Source organism: Pseudoalteromonas sp. S4741, assembly GCF_005886135.1.
Taxonomy (GTDB): domain Bacteria; phylum Pseudomonadota; class Gammaproteobacteria; order Enterobacterales; family Alteromonadaceae; genus Pseudoalteromonas; species Pseudoalteromonas tetraodonis.
Window position 1 is genome coordinate 38,062 of sequence record NZ_PNCN01000012.1, and the last position, 17,134, is coordinate 55,195.

General features: G+C 43.0%; 12 protein-coding genes and 1 pseudogene. 6 read left to right on the top strand and 7 right to left on the bottom strand.

The annotated features are described in order from the left end of the window. Positions 1-8 precede the first annotated feature (8 nt). On the top strand, positions 9-893 hold the full coding sequence (gene cyoE / locus CWC30_RS01795; RefSeq protein ID WP_008111919.1) for a heme o synthase: 885 nt from the start codon (positions 9-11) through the stop codon (positions 891-893). Positions 894-988: 95 nt separating this feature from the next. Here the strand turns inward: cyoE and CWC30_RS01800 are convergent, their stop codons facing one another. The 4 genes from CWC30_RS01800 to CWC30_RS01815 all read right to left on the bottom strand — a co-directional run bounded on the left by CWC30_RS01800 (position 989) and on the right by CWC30_RS01815 (position 7,111). Next, positions 989-1,666: a hypothetical protein gene (locus CWC30_RS01800; protein WP_138626261.1), complete on the bottom strand. Its 678-nt coding sequence runs from the start codon at positions 1,664-1,666 to the stop codon at positions 989-991. Positions 1,667-1,801: 135 nt separating this feature from the next. Then, entirely contained in the window at positions 1,802-3,754 is a 1,953-nt protein-coding gene (locus CWC30_RS01805) for a phytase (RefSeq protein WP_138626262.1), read from the bottom strand. An 11-nt stretch (positions 3,755-3,765) separates the two neighbouring features. Beyond that, complete coding sequence (locus CWC30_RS01810; protein WP_138626263.1) at positions 3,766-4,740, bottom strand: purple acid phosphatase family protein; 975 nt, start codon at positions 4,738-4,740, stop codon at positions 3,766-3,768. A gap of 64 nt (positions 4,741-4,804) precedes the next feature. Next, positions 4,805-7,111, bottom strand: a complete 2,307-nt coding sequence (locus CWC30_RS01815) for a TonB-dependent receptor plug domain-containing protein (protein WP_138626264.1) — start codon at positions 7,109-7,111, stop codon at positions 4,805-4,807. Positions 7,112-7,396: 285 nt separating this feature from the next. Between CWC30_RS01815 and CWC30_RS01820 the strand changes: the two genes are divergently transcribed. Together CWC30_RS01820 and CWC30_RS01825 are read left to right on the top strand one after the other, a co-directional pair. Beyond that, entirely contained in the window at positions 7,397-8,305 is a 909-nt protein-coding gene (locus CWC30_RS01820) for a GGDEF domain-containing protein (protein ID WP_138626265.1), read from the top strand. Beyond that, entirely contained in the window at positions 8,289-9,287 is a 999-nt protein-coding gene (locus tag CWC30_RS01825; RefSeq protein WP_138626266.1) for an AraC family transcriptional regulator, read from the top strand. The genes CWC30_RS01820 and CWC30_RS01825 overlap by 17 nt, the downstream gene beginning before the upstream one ends. On the opposite strand, the gene CWC30_RS01830 is transcribed toward CWC30_RS01825, so the two are convergent. The 3 genes and pseudogenes from CWC30_RS01830 to ettA form a co-directional block, all read right to left on the bottom strand. Continuing rightward, a complete protein-coding gene (locus CWC30_RS01830) occupies positions 9,288-10,196 on the bottom strand; it encodes a histone deacetylase family protein (RefSeq protein ID WP_138626267.1) in 909 nt (302 codons plus the stop codon). Between the two features lie 57 nt (positions 10,197-10,253). Then, positions 10,254-10,361 (bottom strand): annotated as a pseudogene (locus tag CWC30_RS18575) (PilZ domain-containing protein); the annotation flags it as partial. Positions 10,362-10,518: 157 nt separating this feature from the next. Then, complete coding sequence (gene ettA, locus CWC30_RS01840; protein WP_138626268.1) at positions 10,519-12,192, bottom strand: energy-dependent translational throttle protein EttA; 1,674 nt, start codon at positions 12,190-12,192, stop codon at positions 10,519-10,521. A 223-nt stretch (positions 12,193-12,415) separates the two neighbouring features. Here ettA and CWC30_RS01845 point away from each other — a divergent pair, with 223 nt between their 5' ends. The 3 genes from CWC30_RS01845 to metH are packed head-to-tail and all read left to right on the top strand — an operon-like array spanning position 12,416 to position 17,064. Beyond that, entirely contained in the window at positions 12,416-13,363 is a 948-nt protein-coding gene (locus CWC30_RS01845; RefSeq protein WP_028835473.1) for a homoserine O-succinyltransferase, read from the top strand. Then, positions 13,353-14,423 carry a homocysteine S-methyltransferase family protein gene (locus CWC30_RS01850; RefSeq protein ID WP_138626269.1) on the top strand — a complete coding sequence of 357 codons (1,071 nt, stop codon included), beginning with the start codon at positions 13,353-13,355 and terminating at the stop codon, positions 14,421-14,423. Before CWC30_RS01845 ends, CWC30_RS01850 begins: the two co-directional genes overlap by 11 nt. A gap of 10 nt (positions 14,424-14,433) precedes the next feature. Beyond that, entirely contained in the window at positions 14,434-17,064 is a 2,631-nt protein-coding gene (gene metH / locus CWC30_RS01855) for a methionine synthase (protein WP_138626270.1), read from the top strand. Positions 17,065-17,134 lie beyond the last annotated feature (70 nt).

Below are 17,134 nucleotides of genomic sequence, written 5' to 3' on the forward strand. Positions count from 1 at the left end.
GGTTTCAGATGTTTCGCCGTTATTTAGCTGTTACTAAGCCAGGTATTATTATGGGGAATTTGATCAGCGTTGCCGGTGGTTTTTTACTTGCCGCCCGTGGTGATATAGACCCATGGTTAATGTTGGTTACCTTGGTTGGTTTATCGCTTGTTGTTGCATCGGGATGTGCCATAAACAATGTTATTGATAGAGACATTGATGTTGCCATGGCACGTACTCGCTCACGTGTGACTGTAACGGGCGAAATGTCTGCAAAAGCCGCTTTAAGTCATGGCGTGTTATTAGGGCTAATTGGCTTTGGCTTATTAATCGCCTTTACCACTCAAGCGGCGGTATTTTTTGCCGCCTTTGGCTATGTCATCTATGTAGGGGTTTACAGCCTCTACATGAAACGCAACTCTGTTTACGGCACCTTTATTGGTAGTCTCTCGGGCGCAGTTCCACCTGTTGTTGGCTATTGCGCCGTTACGGGTGTGTTCGATATGGGCGCATTAATATTGCTGGTGATGTTTAGTTTGTGGCAAATGCCGCATTCATATGCGATTGCTATTTTTCGCTTTAAAGATTACCAAGCCGCTAATATTCCAGTATTGCCCGTAGCGCAAGGTGTTAATAAAGCTAAGCGCCATATTGTGCTTTATATTGCGGTATATGCTTTAGTGGTGATGTTATTGCCAATTAGTGGTTATACCGGTGCTGCCTTTATGGCCGTTGCCTGTATTACCAGCTTTTGGTGGTTACTCATGGCACTTAGAGGGTATCGCTACAACATAGACACCACCCGTTGGGCACGCCAAGTGTTTGCGTTTTCTATTATTAATATTACCGCTTTGAGTATTGCGATGGCGGTAGATTATCAAACAATTGCGCCACAATTAGTGGCGCTAAACTGATCTTATCTGATCAGTGAACCGAGTTAATTCCCAAAGTTAACCAAAGGCTCTGAGCATTGCGAGGAGCCTTTTTTCGTCCCTAAAACAAAGCTAAATTATTTACTTAAGCTTTCAGCATCATAAAACATGGGTTTCAATGTGCCACAATTTATAAACTTATAATTGAGCTCATCAGCAGAGGGCACTTCAGTTGAGGTGCGAAACTTTTGTAAACAGGCACCATTTAAATTAACAAACATTATATGATGATAGCTTGGTGGCTGAGTTATTTGGTGAATATAAATACGCTCGTTATTTTTTAGCGTAACCATATCGTACTGTTGCCATTTTGAGGCTGGGCTTAAATCAGTTAGCTCACGAGTAAATAACTGCTCGCTAAGCTCTATTAATTTATCACTATAAACTAAGCTACCTCCTTGTCTAAAATCTCCAAGATACACATCTGCGGTAATCGCGACTTCTTCGCCTCGCATTAAGCGTTGAATATTAAACGGCTTTGGTTTTACTGTAACTAACTCAGCATCGCGTACTAAATTTAAAAATGGAATATCAGATACATCTACCTTGTACATAACATGCACATCATAAGGAAGCTCAAAGCTTGGAATGTTAATCGCGTATACACTTGAACCTTTATTAACCAACACCATAGCATGCTCTGCTTCATACTTGGGGTTCAATGGCGGAAGTTCTGGTGGCTCTTCGGCATTAACAAGCGAGCTGGTACAAAATATAATGCTGATAAATAAATATACGAAGTAGGGTAGCCGCATAATAACCTCAATTAATTTATAGATATAAAGTGTAGTATACATTTATACATAATTATCTTCATTCATATTTTAGTAAAGCTTAAACGTGATACACACTAAAGCTTTAGTGTGTATCAGTACATTTTGGGTTAGCTATTATCTAATTGCTTTTTTCACTTCGCGCCAGTCAATAATTTTAAAGTTTTGTGGTTGTAGAGGCATGCGATTGTAGCCATCTTGTACTATAAGCATGCCTTCGGGGTAACCTGGCAAAGCCGTTGCTGTAACGGTTAAACCGTCAGTTTCACCTACGCCATCAATGCCTTTATCTAGGTTTGCAATTACATTAAACTTACCTGCAAAGCTTAGAGTAGGCTCTTTGTCATCTGAGATTTTATAAAGCACATAGCTATTATCGCCTTGGCTTGATACTACTAAATAGCGAGCATCATTAGCATGATAAATTTCCATACCTTCAACATCTGCCACCAGTTGCTCATTAACACTTTGTAGCTTTACTGCTTTGTTACCAGCGGTAGGCTCTGCACCGATATACCAAATACCTGCATCTTCTTCACCTGCAAATAGTTGGCCTAGATTGTCATCAGCACTACAGCCTTCAGGTTGGCTTGGTAGAGTAAACTCTCTAACCAGTTCACCACTTAAATTACTTTGCTCACCGGTGAGTTTATACTGCTGAAATAAACCTGATTTATCATTAACAAACACGTAATAGCCAGACTCAGAGGAATACATACACATACCGTAAATCTCAGGTAGGTTAGTCGCTATTTCTGTTACATGGTTTACTTGGTTATCACTATCGACAGTAAATACGCTAATGCTATTAAGAGTACGGTTACTGGCTGTGATCCAAGTGTGAGTTTCGTTGTTTATACCTTGATGTTGACGCACATCAACATTATTTAAACGTCCTATATTTAGCGATTGTACTTTGTTGCCAGCAAGGTCATAAACCATCAAGCCGCGACGTTTATCAGTGCCTAAAATTAAGCTTTTTTTAGCGTCTTGCTCATTTATCCAAATAGCCGGATCATCTGCTGCATCACCAAATGCTGCAACCGGTGTTGTTTGTGCGCTGGCATGAAGGTGAGTCATCGCGACATTGTTTTGTGAAGTCGCTGTTTGCGCTGTGTAGTTAATGTTTGCTTGAATGTAAGCGCCTGTTTCATCATCAATTAAAACCAGCTGGGCTTGACTGTCATTGATAAAGCTCGCTGCAACAGACTCTATTGTGGGCTCACCTGCCAGTGACCATTGGCTTAGCTTGTCTGTTTGAGCTTGGTAAGCATAAACCACATTACCATCAGTGGCACTGAGCCATAATGTACCGTCTTGTGATACCGATAGGGCCCCAATTTCACTGTTTAATTCGCCGTAGGGTTGTACCAAAGCCACAGGCTGCTTATTGGCATCAGATTCTGCATCCGCGTTAATGGCCCACACACCTAACTCTGCCTCACCCACATACAGGGTTTTTGTGTCGTCATTTACTGCACAACCTGAAGCCTCTGTGACTGCAGAGAACTCACGTACTGCGATATTTTTAGCTTGGTTAGTGGCTAAATCATATATAACCGTTTCGCTGATCAGGCCGCGAACATCTGGCACAAACGCTGATACAGTCTCGGTATTGCTGTTTTTAAATAAACACACGGCATCGGGCTGAGCTTGAGGCGGACTAATACGAGTGAGTTCATTTAGCTGCCAAGTTTGGCCATTTTTTATAAGCTTAAAAATAGCAACGTTATCTTGGCTCTTATCAAGACTGGCGAGTAAAAATTGCTGCGCTGATAATTGTTTTAGTGAAATTGACTCAAAGTTACCGGCGAGCAGCACACTGCTTTTCTCGTTATCGGCAAGTAATAAGCCTTGGCTTTCGCTCGCCATTAGCCATTGATTATTACCAAGTGCAGCAGCTTGTGAGCCTTGCATATTTTGTTGTGGGCCAAATAACTTAGCCTCAACAGCCGGCTTTGCTATTTCTGTCGTGTTTTGCGTATCGTCATTACTTGTACAACCGCCAAGCGCAGTTACAAGCACAGCACTGCTAAGCACTGCTGAAATTGTATTTAGTTTAAAAATCATTATTTTATCCTTTACTTATCTAGGTGCTTTTCAGTGCTAAAACGTACTTCACCAAGGTGGGTAATCGCGCTCATTGTTAGCCTTTCACCATTGATTGAGATACTTAAAAAACCCGGTGTTGCTTCTGCGTAGCGGGTAAATTCACGTTGTTCTACAAGCCGTGCTTCACTGCCACCACCAGAGACAAAGTGAGCCACCTTGCTATTTTTTGGTTGATTGTATTGCAAGTCGTGCTCATGTCCTGCGATATAAACGTGCACGTTATGACGCTCCAAAATAGGTTCTAAAATGTCGCGAAGCCCTTGGTTGCGGCCAAAGCGTTTACCACTTGAATAAAGCGGGTGATGGCCTACCACAATTTTCCATTTTGCTTTACTGCCAGCTAGTTGGGTTTCAAGCCATGCCAATTGTGTTTGATAGCTTTGACCTTGGGTTGAGCGGTATTTTTCACGGGTTTTATATTCAGGCTGAATCGGGTTGGTATCTAAAAAAACCATTAACACTTGCTCATTGTTTTCAAGCGCAAATGTTTTACTGTAGTACCTTGCAGGTAACTGCCAACGCTGGCTTTTGTCTGTGTAGTCAATTTGTGCTTGGGCATTACCCAAGTAATCGTGATTACCTAACACAACATACCAATCTTCAAATGTGTGCGGGCCGTGGTATATATTCTCAAAGGCTGATTGCCAAAGAGGATCGTTCACGCTTGCCACCCCGTTAGGGTAAAAGTTATCGCCGGTTGAGACAACAAAATCGGCATCGGTTTGGTACATGGCAATTTCTAGCTGATGGGCCACTTCTTTTTGATAAAAGTGGCCGTTGTGTCCCCAATCACCAATAACCATAAAGTTAAGGCTATTAGGCAACGTAGTTAACTTGGCTATTTTTTGTTGTTGATATAGCGCATCTTTATAGATAACGGGTTCACCAGCACTAAGCGCTGATGAGCACAGTAGCGCGGCCATTATGAAAGACAATTTAAACATGTTCTAACTCCAAAAAAGCACGCGATGGCTTGTCAATACGTGCTTAAAATGACAATACATGTGATTAGAATGCGTAACGTAGCATTACTTGAATCACAGGACCTGCTTCTTCAGATTCAAGCTCGTACTCATCAAAGTCACGATTATTTTGATCATCAAGCGAGTCAAACTTGTTGAAAACTTCATCTTTACTGGCATCAAGTAGGTTTGAACCAACTAGGCGAAGTGTTACGTCTTCCCAGCGTTTTTCAACGAAAAGCTCTAAATCAGCCCCGTAAGAGGTTGTCACTTCTTCACCGATAAAGCGTCCGTATGCATCACCTTGATTACGGTACGTTGCACCAAATGATGCACGAAGGGTTGGTAAGTCTTGGATAAAGCCTACGTTATAAACATAATCTGATTGGTCGTTAAATTTGCGCTTGCCAAAACTGTCTTCAACTTCACTGTCGAGCCAAGAGTAATTTAAGAAGATTCCAGTATTAGGCATGTTCAAGGCGCTTAGAGGAGTTGATAAATCAAACTCAACACCTTGAACTGTGCCATCACCAGTATTTTGTGGTTGCAATACAAATGTACCTTCACCTTCTGAGCCTTCAGCACCGGTACTGGCAATTTCAATAAGGTCGCTTACGTCACGGTAAAATACGTTTACACCAACAACACCACTTTTACCTAAACGGTATTCGTAACCTAAATCGATACCCCAAGAAGATTCTGGCTTAAGGTTTGGGTTACCTAAAAAGTCATTATCAGCGAGCTCTTCTTCAAGTAGGGCGGGGGTCATGTAGTCAAAGTCAGGGCGACGTAAGCTGCGAGCAACAGAGGCACTGACTCGTCCGTTATCGCTGATGCTATAACGAAAGTGAGCCGACGGTAAGAAAAAGTCATATTCATTTTCGGCTGTAATGCCTTCATTGGTATCGGTAATACTTGAGTCAGTTGACTCCCAGCGCACACCCATCTCCCATGAGAACACATCAGCTTTGTGTTTGATTAATGCAAATAAGTCAAAGCGGTCTTCTTCAAGCGTATTAACGCCTCCGTCTACTGCTTCAAATTCATTGTTAAATTGCGCTAACGACATTGGCGTCTGGCTAAATTGATCCCAGCCAGTACGTGTTTGCTCACTTTCATCTTCAGCGACAAAAATAGCTGTGTCGCGTTCTTTGCCTTGCACAAAAGCACCAAACTGAACTTCTTTTGAGTCACCTAGCAGTAAGCTATGTTGCCATTGTAATGACCATTCTTTATCGTCAATATCAACGGTTTCTTCTGCTTCCTCAAAAACCATTGGGAGCTCAGATGTATCAAGCTCAACTTCTTGCTCGTAAACTGACTCTTCAAAGCTGGCATAGCCTACTTTAAATTTGCTGGTACCGCCTAATAACGGTAATTCATAACCTGAGTTAATGTTGTAGTTTGTTTGATCAATATAAGCGACGTTTGCGTTATCTGAGAGCAAGTTGCCCCCTTCAACAAGCGATCCTGAGGTTGCAGATGCCTCATCATACTCAAAAGAACGCTCGTCTTCGGTGCGGTCGGTATCAACCCACATAGCACTAATATCAAACTTGCCGCCGTTATCAAATACCTTTTCAAAGCTGGCATTTAATGAGGTGTCATCGCCATCTCGGGTATCAGATTGATCTTCACGGTTATCAAAATCGTCTGTTGCGTAATTAGGGTTATTTTCAGGGCTATCGCCATAACGTCTGCTTGATTTTTGTTTTGGGTTATAACGACCTTGTAAATTGGCACCTACGAGTAAACGCCCACCTGCAAACTCAGTACCGTAAACGCCCGCAAAGCTTTCTTTTAGTTCGCCATCATCATAACGTAAACCACCAGCGCGAATGTAACCGCCGTCTAAGCTGTAGCCATCACGAAGTACAATGTTAAGTGTGCCTGCTATGGCATCGGCAGAGCGGTTGGCACTTGATGAACGAATTATTTCTACACGCTCGATTAATTCTGCTGGAATACGGTCAACAAAAAATGAGCGATCAGCGCCAGCGCCCGGTACTTCCTCACCATTAATAAGTACTTTTGTGTAAGCAGGGCTTAAGCCGCGCATACGTGCGCCGTCAGATTCCAGTACGTCAGATAAAAAAGTCACACTAGGAACACGCTTTAGTGCATCACCGGCGGTGAGTGGTTCAAAACGTTGAAAGTATTCTTGTGAGTATTTAAGCGTGGGCGCTAGTTCTTGCGAGCGGTTGCGATAACCAATCTCGCCGTATACCACAAGCTCTTCAGAAACCTTTACTTCAGGTTCCCTTGGTGATGTTTGTTCTTGTGCATTCACGCTAACACTAAATTGGCTCAGTGCTAATGCCGCTACAACAGCATTTAACTTAAATTGTTTCATTGATTTGCTCCGGTTGTCCTTGGTTTGGTGAGCAAACTAAAAAAAGTTAATGACGCTAATGTGACAGTTTTACCGTTAATTCCTGACAAAACGCCAACTTAGTACTTTTCAAACAGACATTTGAGCTGTTTAAACACAGCTTCAGCGCACTAAAAATGGTTATTACTAAGTTAAATACCTATAAATTTTAATCTCAATGTCATATCAATGAGCCAATATGACCCTGACGAACACAGCATGACTAAGCTAGCATGCAGACCAACATAGACAAAAGAAGCCACCCTAATGCGATATAACCCATTTACCAACCATGCAAAATTAACCAACACCATCATTTTATTGTTAGTTATTGCTGTAGCAATATGCGCTTACTTTGGCGAACTTAAGCAATGGCAAGAAATTGCGTGGCTCGATATTGTTGGTGAAGGCGGTATTGTGTTGATGACCCTCAGCTGGATAGTTGCGTTACTTATTTCACGCCCGCCAGGCAAAGTAACTACCTTATTAGTGTTAGGTTTAGGTTTGTTTATGTTCTCAGCTACTTTGGATTTACTCGATGAATGGCTCAAGCAACCATCGCAACTTTGGTTAACATGGTTTGAATCATTACCAGCTCCTTTTGGCATGTTGCTCACAAGCGTTGGGCTTTATTATTGGCATCAAGAGCAATTTGTTTTAAATCGTCAATTGCGTCGTCGTGAAGCGCATCTGCGAGAGCATGAAAAAGTCTGTTCGGTAACAGGGTTATACCGAGTTAACTACTTACATTCACTCATGCAGCAACGCCAAACAGAGCAGCAATCCGCCACTTTAGGTGTTATTGATATTCGTGATTTTGCAAAGTTTAATGCGCAGTTTGGTTTTAGTGAAGGTGATAGGTTACTAAGAGAAATTAGTGATTTACTAGTAATGAATTGCCGTTTGAATGATGTGCTTTGTCGCTATGCTGGCGATTGTTTTATTGTGCTTATGCCGAATACCAGCCAAAGCCAAGCCAAAGAATTACTAGCGCAAATGAAAGCGGCGCTTAACCATTGTGCTTTTAAAGTCGCAAAAAGCAAAGGCGCACAGTTTCAGCATATTTTAACCGCCACCATGGCAATGGATTTAGCGCAAGATCCAGTGCAGCAAACCAGCCTGTTACATCAACAATTACAAAAAGAAAAGGCCCTTGTAGGTGCAGCAGTATATTAGCTTAGACGATAAATACCTCAGCGCGGAGGGAATGATCACTGCGCTGGTGGAGCTTGCTCAAGGACGAGGGATACCGCTGCATAAATTGCTGCGTGGTACGGGTATTTTTGAGCAAGATTTATATGATCTATCACAGCGCTTTAGTTTGTCGCAGCTATTAGCATTAATTAGCCAGTTTAAAACCTTAATGAAGAGTAATGATAGTGGCTTTTTACTGGGTCATCAATTGGTTAATGACTTTAGCCCAGCAATGCAAAGTGTGCGTTTAGGCCCCACACTAGGTGCCTCTTTAAAGCAATTACATAAAATACAAGCGATGCTTGCCCCCTTATTTTTTACTCGTAAGCATATTTTCCAAAATGATTTCTATCTGTACTTGCAACCGAATGTAGGTATGGACGAGCCATTAAAAAATTATTGTTTTGAAATATACAGCGCTGCGCTAATGAGCTTACTAAAAAGAGTGAGAGATCACTACCCGCACTGTTATTTTGATTTTACTTGTAAACGCCCGCGGCATATTCAAGAGTATGAGCAGCATTTAGGTTTACGGGTACGATTTGAACAACCCTATACCCGTTGGCATTTTGATAAACAACTGCTTAAGTGCCCAAACCCAGAGTCGAGTCCATTGCGCTGGCAGCAGTGCATAGCGCAAAGTGAGTTAAATAAGAATGTATCACAGTCTTTTGTTGAGGCTGTGTGCCAGCGCATTTACCGTAATAAAAACAACAGCCTTGCTAACAGTGCTGAGCACTTTGCTATGAGCCCTGCTACGTTTAAACGTAAGTTAAAACAACATGGTGTTAGCTATTCGCAATTACAAGATGAGCAAAATAAACTTAAAGCACTGCATTTACTGGGGGTGTGCCAGCAAGGCAATGAACAAGTCGCGATGCGATTAGCATTTTATGATATTCCTAATTTTCGCCGAGCTTTTAAGCGTTGGACCGGCATTACGCCGAGTCAGTTAAAAATATAATTAAAAACTAGCCGCTTGCTCAATAACAATGCCGTGGCGCTGTGCTAGTCGCTGATGATCTCTGTCATAACCACCGCCAATTACAGTGGCCACCGGGGTATTATTTGCAAGGCAGCGTTTAAGCACTATGTGGTCGCGCTTTTCTATTCCTTGCCAACTAATATCCAGTTTACCTAAGCCATCTTCTTGCCAAATATCAACGCCAGCATCGTATAAAACCAGATCTGGGTTAAGCTCGTGTAATAAAAATTGCAGGGTATCGTCAACAATACCTAAGTATTCAGCGTCTTGCATATTATTGGCTAAACCAATATCTAAATCGCTAGGGGACTTTCTAAACGGGAAGTTTTTCTCACAGTGTATTGAACAGGTAAACGCATAAGGTTGATGAGCCAGCATGGCTGCCGTGCCATCACCTTGGTGAACATCTAAATCAAAAATCAGTACGTTGGTTACTTCACGGTTTTGAATTAACGTTTGTGCGGTAAAAGCTAAATCGTTCACCATGCAAAAACCCGAACCAAAATCACTATGGGCATGGTGAGTGCCGCCCGCTAAATGACACGCAAGCCCATTTTTAAGTGCTAAACGCGCGGTTTGCAGTGTCCCTAATGGTGCGGTAAATGTGCGGTTCATTAGTGCTTGTGACCAAGGTAGGCCTATACGGCGCATGGCTTTTTCATCTAGGCGGTTATGCCATAAATCGTGAATATAGTTTTCACAGTGCACTATTTCTAACTCTTCAACACGACCATGTGGTGGCTCTATGATATTGCTGCCAGCAAGCCCAAGGGTTTTAACATGCTGGTATAGCAGCGCAAATTTACTCATTACAAAGCGGTGTTTGGGATCAAAACTAAACGAGTAATTAGGATGATAAACTAAAGGTAGATTGGGATTTAAACTCATATCTGCGTCGTTTAATTATTTTTGGTTATGGTAATCAACTTCACGCAGTGCGTCTATTTATGTTTGGTAAATAAGCGTTTCAAGCTCACGGTGTAATAATGTTTCATCAGCAAGGTTTAGTTCAACCAAGCGCTTTAAATGCGTAATGCTGTTTATATCAATGTTAATTGCCGACGGTTTTGCATAATAATCTTATAAAGTTGTTATTTATAATAAGCATAGCTGGTAATGCTTAACACGCCAATTTGCTCAAAGCTAAAAATAGCTTGCATAAAAAAGCCCCGCATAAAATGCAGGGCTTTTAACTTATTAACGGTGGCTGTTAGCCAATTTTTTTGTACTTAATACGCTTAGGCTGTGCAGCTTCTGCGCCAAAGGTCTTTTTAAGCCACTCTTCGTACTCAGTGTAGTTACCATCAAAGAAGTTAATTTGGCCTTCGTCGCGGTAATCTAAAATGTGCGTTGCAATACGGTCAAGGAACCAACGGTCATGCGATATACACATTACACAGCCTGGGAACTCTAAAATAGCGTTCTCAAGGGCGCGAAGTGTTTCAACATCAAGGTCATTGGTTGGTTCATCCAGTAGTACTACGTTACCACCGGCTTTTAAAAGCTTAGCAAGGTGTAAACGGTTACGCTCACCACCAGATAAGTCTTTAACAAATTTTTGCTGATCGTTACCTTTAAAGTTAAAACGGCTAACGTAAGCACGGCTTGGGAACTCAAAGTTACCAATTTTTAGCACGTCTTGGCCGTCAGAAATCTCTTCAAATACAGTTTTGCTTTCGTCCATGTTGCCACGGAACTGATCAACGGTTGCAAGCTCTACAGTTTCACCTACGCTAATGCTGCCGCTATCTGGTTGTTCTTCGCCACTTAGCATTTTAAATAGGGTTGATTTACCCGCGCCATTGGCACCAATAATACCCACAATAGCGCCTTTAGGCATGCTAAAGCTTAAATCATCAATTAAAACACGGTCGCCAAAGCTTTTACGTAAGTTGTTTACTTCTAATACTTGGTCACCTAAACGTGGGCCAGGTGGAATAAACAATTCGTTGGTTTCGTTACGTTTTTGGTAATCAGACTGCTGTAGCTCGCTAAACTGTGCCATACGCGCTTTTGACTTAGCTTGACGACCTTTAGGGTTTGAACGCACCCATTCAAGTTCTTGTGCAATTGATTTTTGACGTGCTTTTTCAGATTTTTGCTCTTGCTGTAAGCGGGCATCTTTTTGCTCAAGCCAAGAAGAGTAGTTACCTTCCCACGGAATACCTTCACCACGGTCAAGCTCTAAAATCCAGCCAGCCACATTATCAAGGAAGTAACGGTCATGCGTTACCGCCACAACAGTGCCTTCGTAATCATGTAAGAAGCGCTCAAGCCAAGCAACCGACTCAGCATCTAAGTGGTTAGTTGGCTCATCGAGAATAAGCATATCTGGTTTTTCAAGTAACAAACGACAAATAGCAACACGACGGCGCTCACCACCTGATAAGTGCTCAATTTTAGCGTCCCACTCAGGTAAACGAAGTGCATCGGCAGCACGCTCTAAAACGTTATCGATGTTGTGACCATCGTGCGCTTGAATAATCGCTTCAAGCTCGCCTTGCTCTTTTGCTAGGGCGTCAAAGTCAGCGTCTTCCATTGCGTACTCGTTGTACACTTCGTCAAGGCGGTTAAGGGCATGCTTTACTTCGCCAACAGCTTCTTCAACTATTTCGCGTACTGTTTTGCTTTCATCCAGTACTGGCTCTTGCGGTAAGTAACCAATTTTAGTACCAGGTTGAGGGCGAGCTTCACCTTCAAAGTCTTGGTCAACACCGGCCATAATGCGAAGTAATGTAGATTTACCAGCACCATTTAAACCTAGTACACCAATTTTAGCACCAGGGAAAAAGTGCAACGAAATATCTTTTAAAATTGTGCGCTTAGGTGGCACAACTTTAGATACTCGATTCATCGAGAATATAAACTTATCAGGTAAAACCATGGAGGAAAGCCTTCAAATAATAATAAAAATTTCAATGCTGTATTGTAGTTGTTGAGGGGTTAAACAGTCAACGAATGGGGCTGTTTTAAAGTACATATTCAATTTGTACAAACTGGGTGAATAAATTCATTTAGACATCTATACATCTAGAGGTTGATATTTTTAGCATTCTGTTCATAATAAGAGCGTATAAATTCTCGGTTTTTATGAGTAGGAGTAAAATATGCCAATTACAGTAGAAGACGAATTGCCAGCTATTGCACGTTTACGTCATGAAAACGTGTTTGTAATGCCAAAAACACGTGCAAAAACGCAAGAAATACGCCCTATGCGTTTGGCTATTCTTAATCTTATGCCTAATAAAGTAGAAACCGAAGTACAGTTTATTCGCTTGTTGGCTAATTCTCCGCTGCAAGTAAATGTAGAGCTACTGCGCCTTGACACGCATCGTAGCAGTAGCAACTCAGAGCAACACTTAGATACCTTTTATCGTTACTTTTCAGAAGTGAAAAACAATAATTACGATGCACTATTAATTACCGGTGCGCCTTTGGCACATTTAGAGTATGAAGAAGTGGCGTATTGGGAAGAATTCAAAGTGATTATTGATTGGGCCGAGCAGCATGTAACCTCTACCTTGTTTTCGTGCTGGGCTGCCCACGCGGCTTTATATCACCGTTATAATTTAAAGCGCGATTTAAAAGAAAATAAACTGTGTGGGGTGTTTACCCATCAATGCTACTTTGCCCATGGTGCACTTACCCGCGGCTTTGACGATACCTTTTTAGTGCCGCACTCACGCTATGGCCACATAGATATAAATAAAATAAACGCCTGTGAAGAGCTGGTGGTATTAGCGGGCTCTGAACGAGTCGGGGCTTATTTACTTAAAAATAAATCGGGCAGCCAAGTGTTTATTACCGGCCACCCAGAATACGATGCCGACAGTTTAAAAGCCGAATATGAGCGCGATTTACAAAAAAGCCCTGATGCGCCAAAGCCCGAAAACTATTTTCCTGATGACGATGCCAGCAAGCAACCGTCTAAAACATGGCAAAGCCACGCGTTTTTGCTGTTTTCAAACTGGTTAAATTATTACGTTTACCAAACCACACCCTATGATATTAACTTAGTTAGCCAAGACGTAAGGACTAACAACTATGCCGAATAATCCTCAAAACAATAAGCATCAAGAGCTGAGCGCTGCGCTCAAACAGCGCATTTTAATTTTAGATGGTGCAATGGGAACCATGATCCAAGCGCATAAGCTTGAAGAGCAAGACTACCGTGGTGAACGTTTTAAAGATTGGCACGTGCTTATTAAAGGCAACAACGATTTATTAAGCCTAACCAAGCCAGAGTTAATAACCGATATACACCGCAGCTTTTTAGCCGCCGGTGCCGATATTATCGAAACCAACACCTTTAACTCGACCACCATTTCGATGGAAGATTACGACATGGCGAGTATAAGCCGTGAAGTTAATTTAGAGTCAGCTAAGTTAGCCCGCGCTGTATGTGACGAATTTAGCGCTAAAACCCCAGAAAAACCGCGCTATGTAGCAGGTGTTTTAGGGCCAACGTCTAAAACGTGTTCGTTATCGCCGGATGTAAACGACCCTGGCTATCGTAATATCACCTTTGATAAGTTAGTGACTGCGTATGTTGAGTCGACCCTTGCGCTTATGGAGGGCGGTGTAGATATAATTTTAATCGAAACCATATTCGACACGCTTAATGCAAAAGCGGCATCGTTCGCAGTAGAAGAAGCGTTTGAACAAGCAGGGCGCACATTGCCAGTGATGATTTCAGGTACTATTACCGATGCCTCAGGCCGTACGCTTTCAGGGCAAACAACCGAAGCATTTTATAACTCTATTCGCCATATTAAGCCGCTTTCAATTGGCTTAAATTGCGCCCTTGGGCCAGATTTACTGCGCCAATACGTTGAAGAGCTATCACGTGTGTGCGAAACCTTTGTATCTGTTCACCCTAACGCGGGCTTACCCAATGAGTTTGGAGAATACGACTTAGAAGCAGACGACATGGCAAAAGAGATCATAGATTGGGGTAAATCGGGCTTTATTAATATTGTTGGCGGTTGCTGTGGCACTACGCCTGCGCACATTCGTGCCTTTGCTAAAGGGCTTGAAGGCACAGCACCACGAAAATTACCAGAGCTTGAAGTGCGTATGCGTTTATCAGGCCTAGAAGCCTGTAACTTAAATTAAGGAGCCGCCAATGACCCAACAAATTGCAGTATTTACCAATGTCGGCGAGCGTACTAACGTAACTGGCTCGGCCATGTTTAAACGTTTGATCATGGAAGAAGACTACGAGACCGCTCTTAATGTGGCCCGCGAACAAGTAGAAAATGGCGCACAGGTTATTGATATCAACATGGACGAAGCCATGCTGGACTCAAAAGCGGCCATGGTTAAGTTTTTAAACTTAATTGCCTCAGAGCCTGATATTTCTAAAGTACCTATAATGGTCGACTCCTCAAAGTGGGAAGTTATAGAAGCAGGCTTAAAGTGTATTCAAGGCAAGGCCATTGTTAACTCCATTTCACTTAAAGAGGGTGAAGAGCCGTTTATTCGCCAAGCTAAAATTATAAAACGCTTTGGCGCCGCCGCTGTTGTGATGGCGTTTGATACCGAAGGTCAAGCCGATACCGCCGATCGTAAGTTTGAAATTTGTGAGCGCAGCTACCGTATTTTGGTCGACGAAATTGGCTTCCCGCCAGAAGACATTATATTCGACCCCAACATATTTGCCGTTGCCACCGGCATAGAAGAGCACGACAACTACGCCGTAGAATTTATTGAAGGCACCCGCCGTATTAAGCAAAATTTACCGCACTGTAAAGTGTCGGGTGGGGTGTCAAACGTATCGTTCTCGTTTAGAGGTAATAACCCAGTACGTGAAGCGATTCACTCGGTGTTTTTATACCATGCTATAAAAGCGGGTATGGATATGGGCATAGTAAACGCAGGGCAGCTTGCGGTTTACGACGACATCCCCGATGAACTTCGCAAAGCCGTAGAAGATGTAATTCTTAACACCGACCCCGGTGCTGGCGAGCGCCTTGTTGAACTTGCGCCTAAATATTCAGGCATGGCACAAGCTGAGCGGGTAGAAGATTTAGAATGGCGCACTTGGTCGGTTGAAAAACGCCTAGAGCATGCCCTAGTAAAAGGCATAACCACCTTTATAGATGAAGACACAGAAGAGTGCCGTGCTGGCGCAGATAAACCTATTCACGTGATTGAAGGGCCACTCATGGACGGCATGAACGTGGTTGGGGATTTATTTGGCGCGGGTAAAATGTTTTTACCCCAAGTGGTTAAGTCGGCCCGTGTAATGAAACGCGCGGTCGCCTACCTTGACCCATTCATTGAAGCCGAAAAAGAAGAGGGCGCGACCAACGGTAAAATTGTTATGGCCACCGTAAAAGGCGACGTGCACGACATAGGTAAAAACATTGTAGGCGTAGTACTACAATGTAATAACTACGAAGTAATCGACTTAGGCGTAATGGTACCTGCCGAAAAAATACTGCAAACAGCAATTGACGAAAAAGCCGATATTATAGGCCTTTCGGGCTTAATTACCCCATCGCTTGACGAAATGGTACACGTAGCCAAAGAAATGACCCGCCGAGGTTTTGAATTACCACTTATGATTGGCGGCGCAACCACCTCAAAAGCGCATACCGCAGTAAAAATAGAGCCGCAGTACGACAAAGGCGTGGTGTATGTAAATAACGCCAGCCGCGCTGTGGGTGTGGTATCGAGCTTATTATCTAAAGAGCTAAAACCCGCCTTTTTAGAAAAAACCAAAGCCGAATACGACAAAGTACGCGAACAACAAGCACGCAAAAAGCCGCGCTCAAAACCGGTTACCATACAGCGCGCCCGCGATAATGCTGCAAAGCTCGATTGGGATAACTACACCCCACCCGTGCCGAAAAAGCTGGGTGTGACCGAGTTTAAAAATGTATCAATTTCGACTTTACGTAAATACATAGACTGGACCCCGTACTTTATGACGTGGTCAATCGCCGGTAAATATCCGCGCATAATGACCGATGAAGTAGTGGGCGAACAAGCACGTAGCTTATTTAAAGACGCTAACGATATGCTCGACGACCTTGAAAAGTCAGGTGCTTTGCAACCTTTAGGTGTCATTGGTTTATTCCCTGCAAACCGCGTGGGGGATGATATAGAAATTTACACCGACGAAACGCGAAAAGAGCTATTAACTACCTCGTGCCATTTACGCCAGCAAACCGAAAAAACCGACTTTGCTAATTACTGTTTAGCCGACTACATTGCGCCAAAAGGCACACCTGACTACTTTGGTGCGTTTGCGGTAACGGGCGGCCTAGAAGAGGACGACCTAGCCAATGCGTTCGATGCCAAGCAAGACGACTACAATAAAATAATGGTTAAAGCAGTTGCCGACAGGCTCGCCGAAGCCTTTGCAGAATACCTACACGAGCAAGTGCGTAAAGAGTATTGGGGATATGCACCAGATGAAAACCTGTCTAACGATGAACTAATTCGCGAAAACTACCAAGGTATTCGCCCAGCACCGGGTTACCCAGCGTGCCCAGAGCACACCGAGAAAAAGAAAATTTGGCAACTACTCGATACCGAAAAGCGCATTGGTATGCAGCTCACCAGCTCCTACGCCATGTGGCCAGGTGCTGCTGTTTCGGGCTGGTATTTCTCACACCCAGAGGCAAAATACTACGCCGTAGCCGCGGTGCAAAAGGATCAGGTAGAAGATTACGCCAAGCGAACTAATATGACACTCGCAGAGGCTGAAAGATGGCTATCGCCTAACTTGGGGTATGAGCCGGAATAAAAAAGCAGCTGTCAGTTATCAGTAAATACAAAAAAACGAGCCCAAAGTGGCGTAATGCAGATCAGTTAAG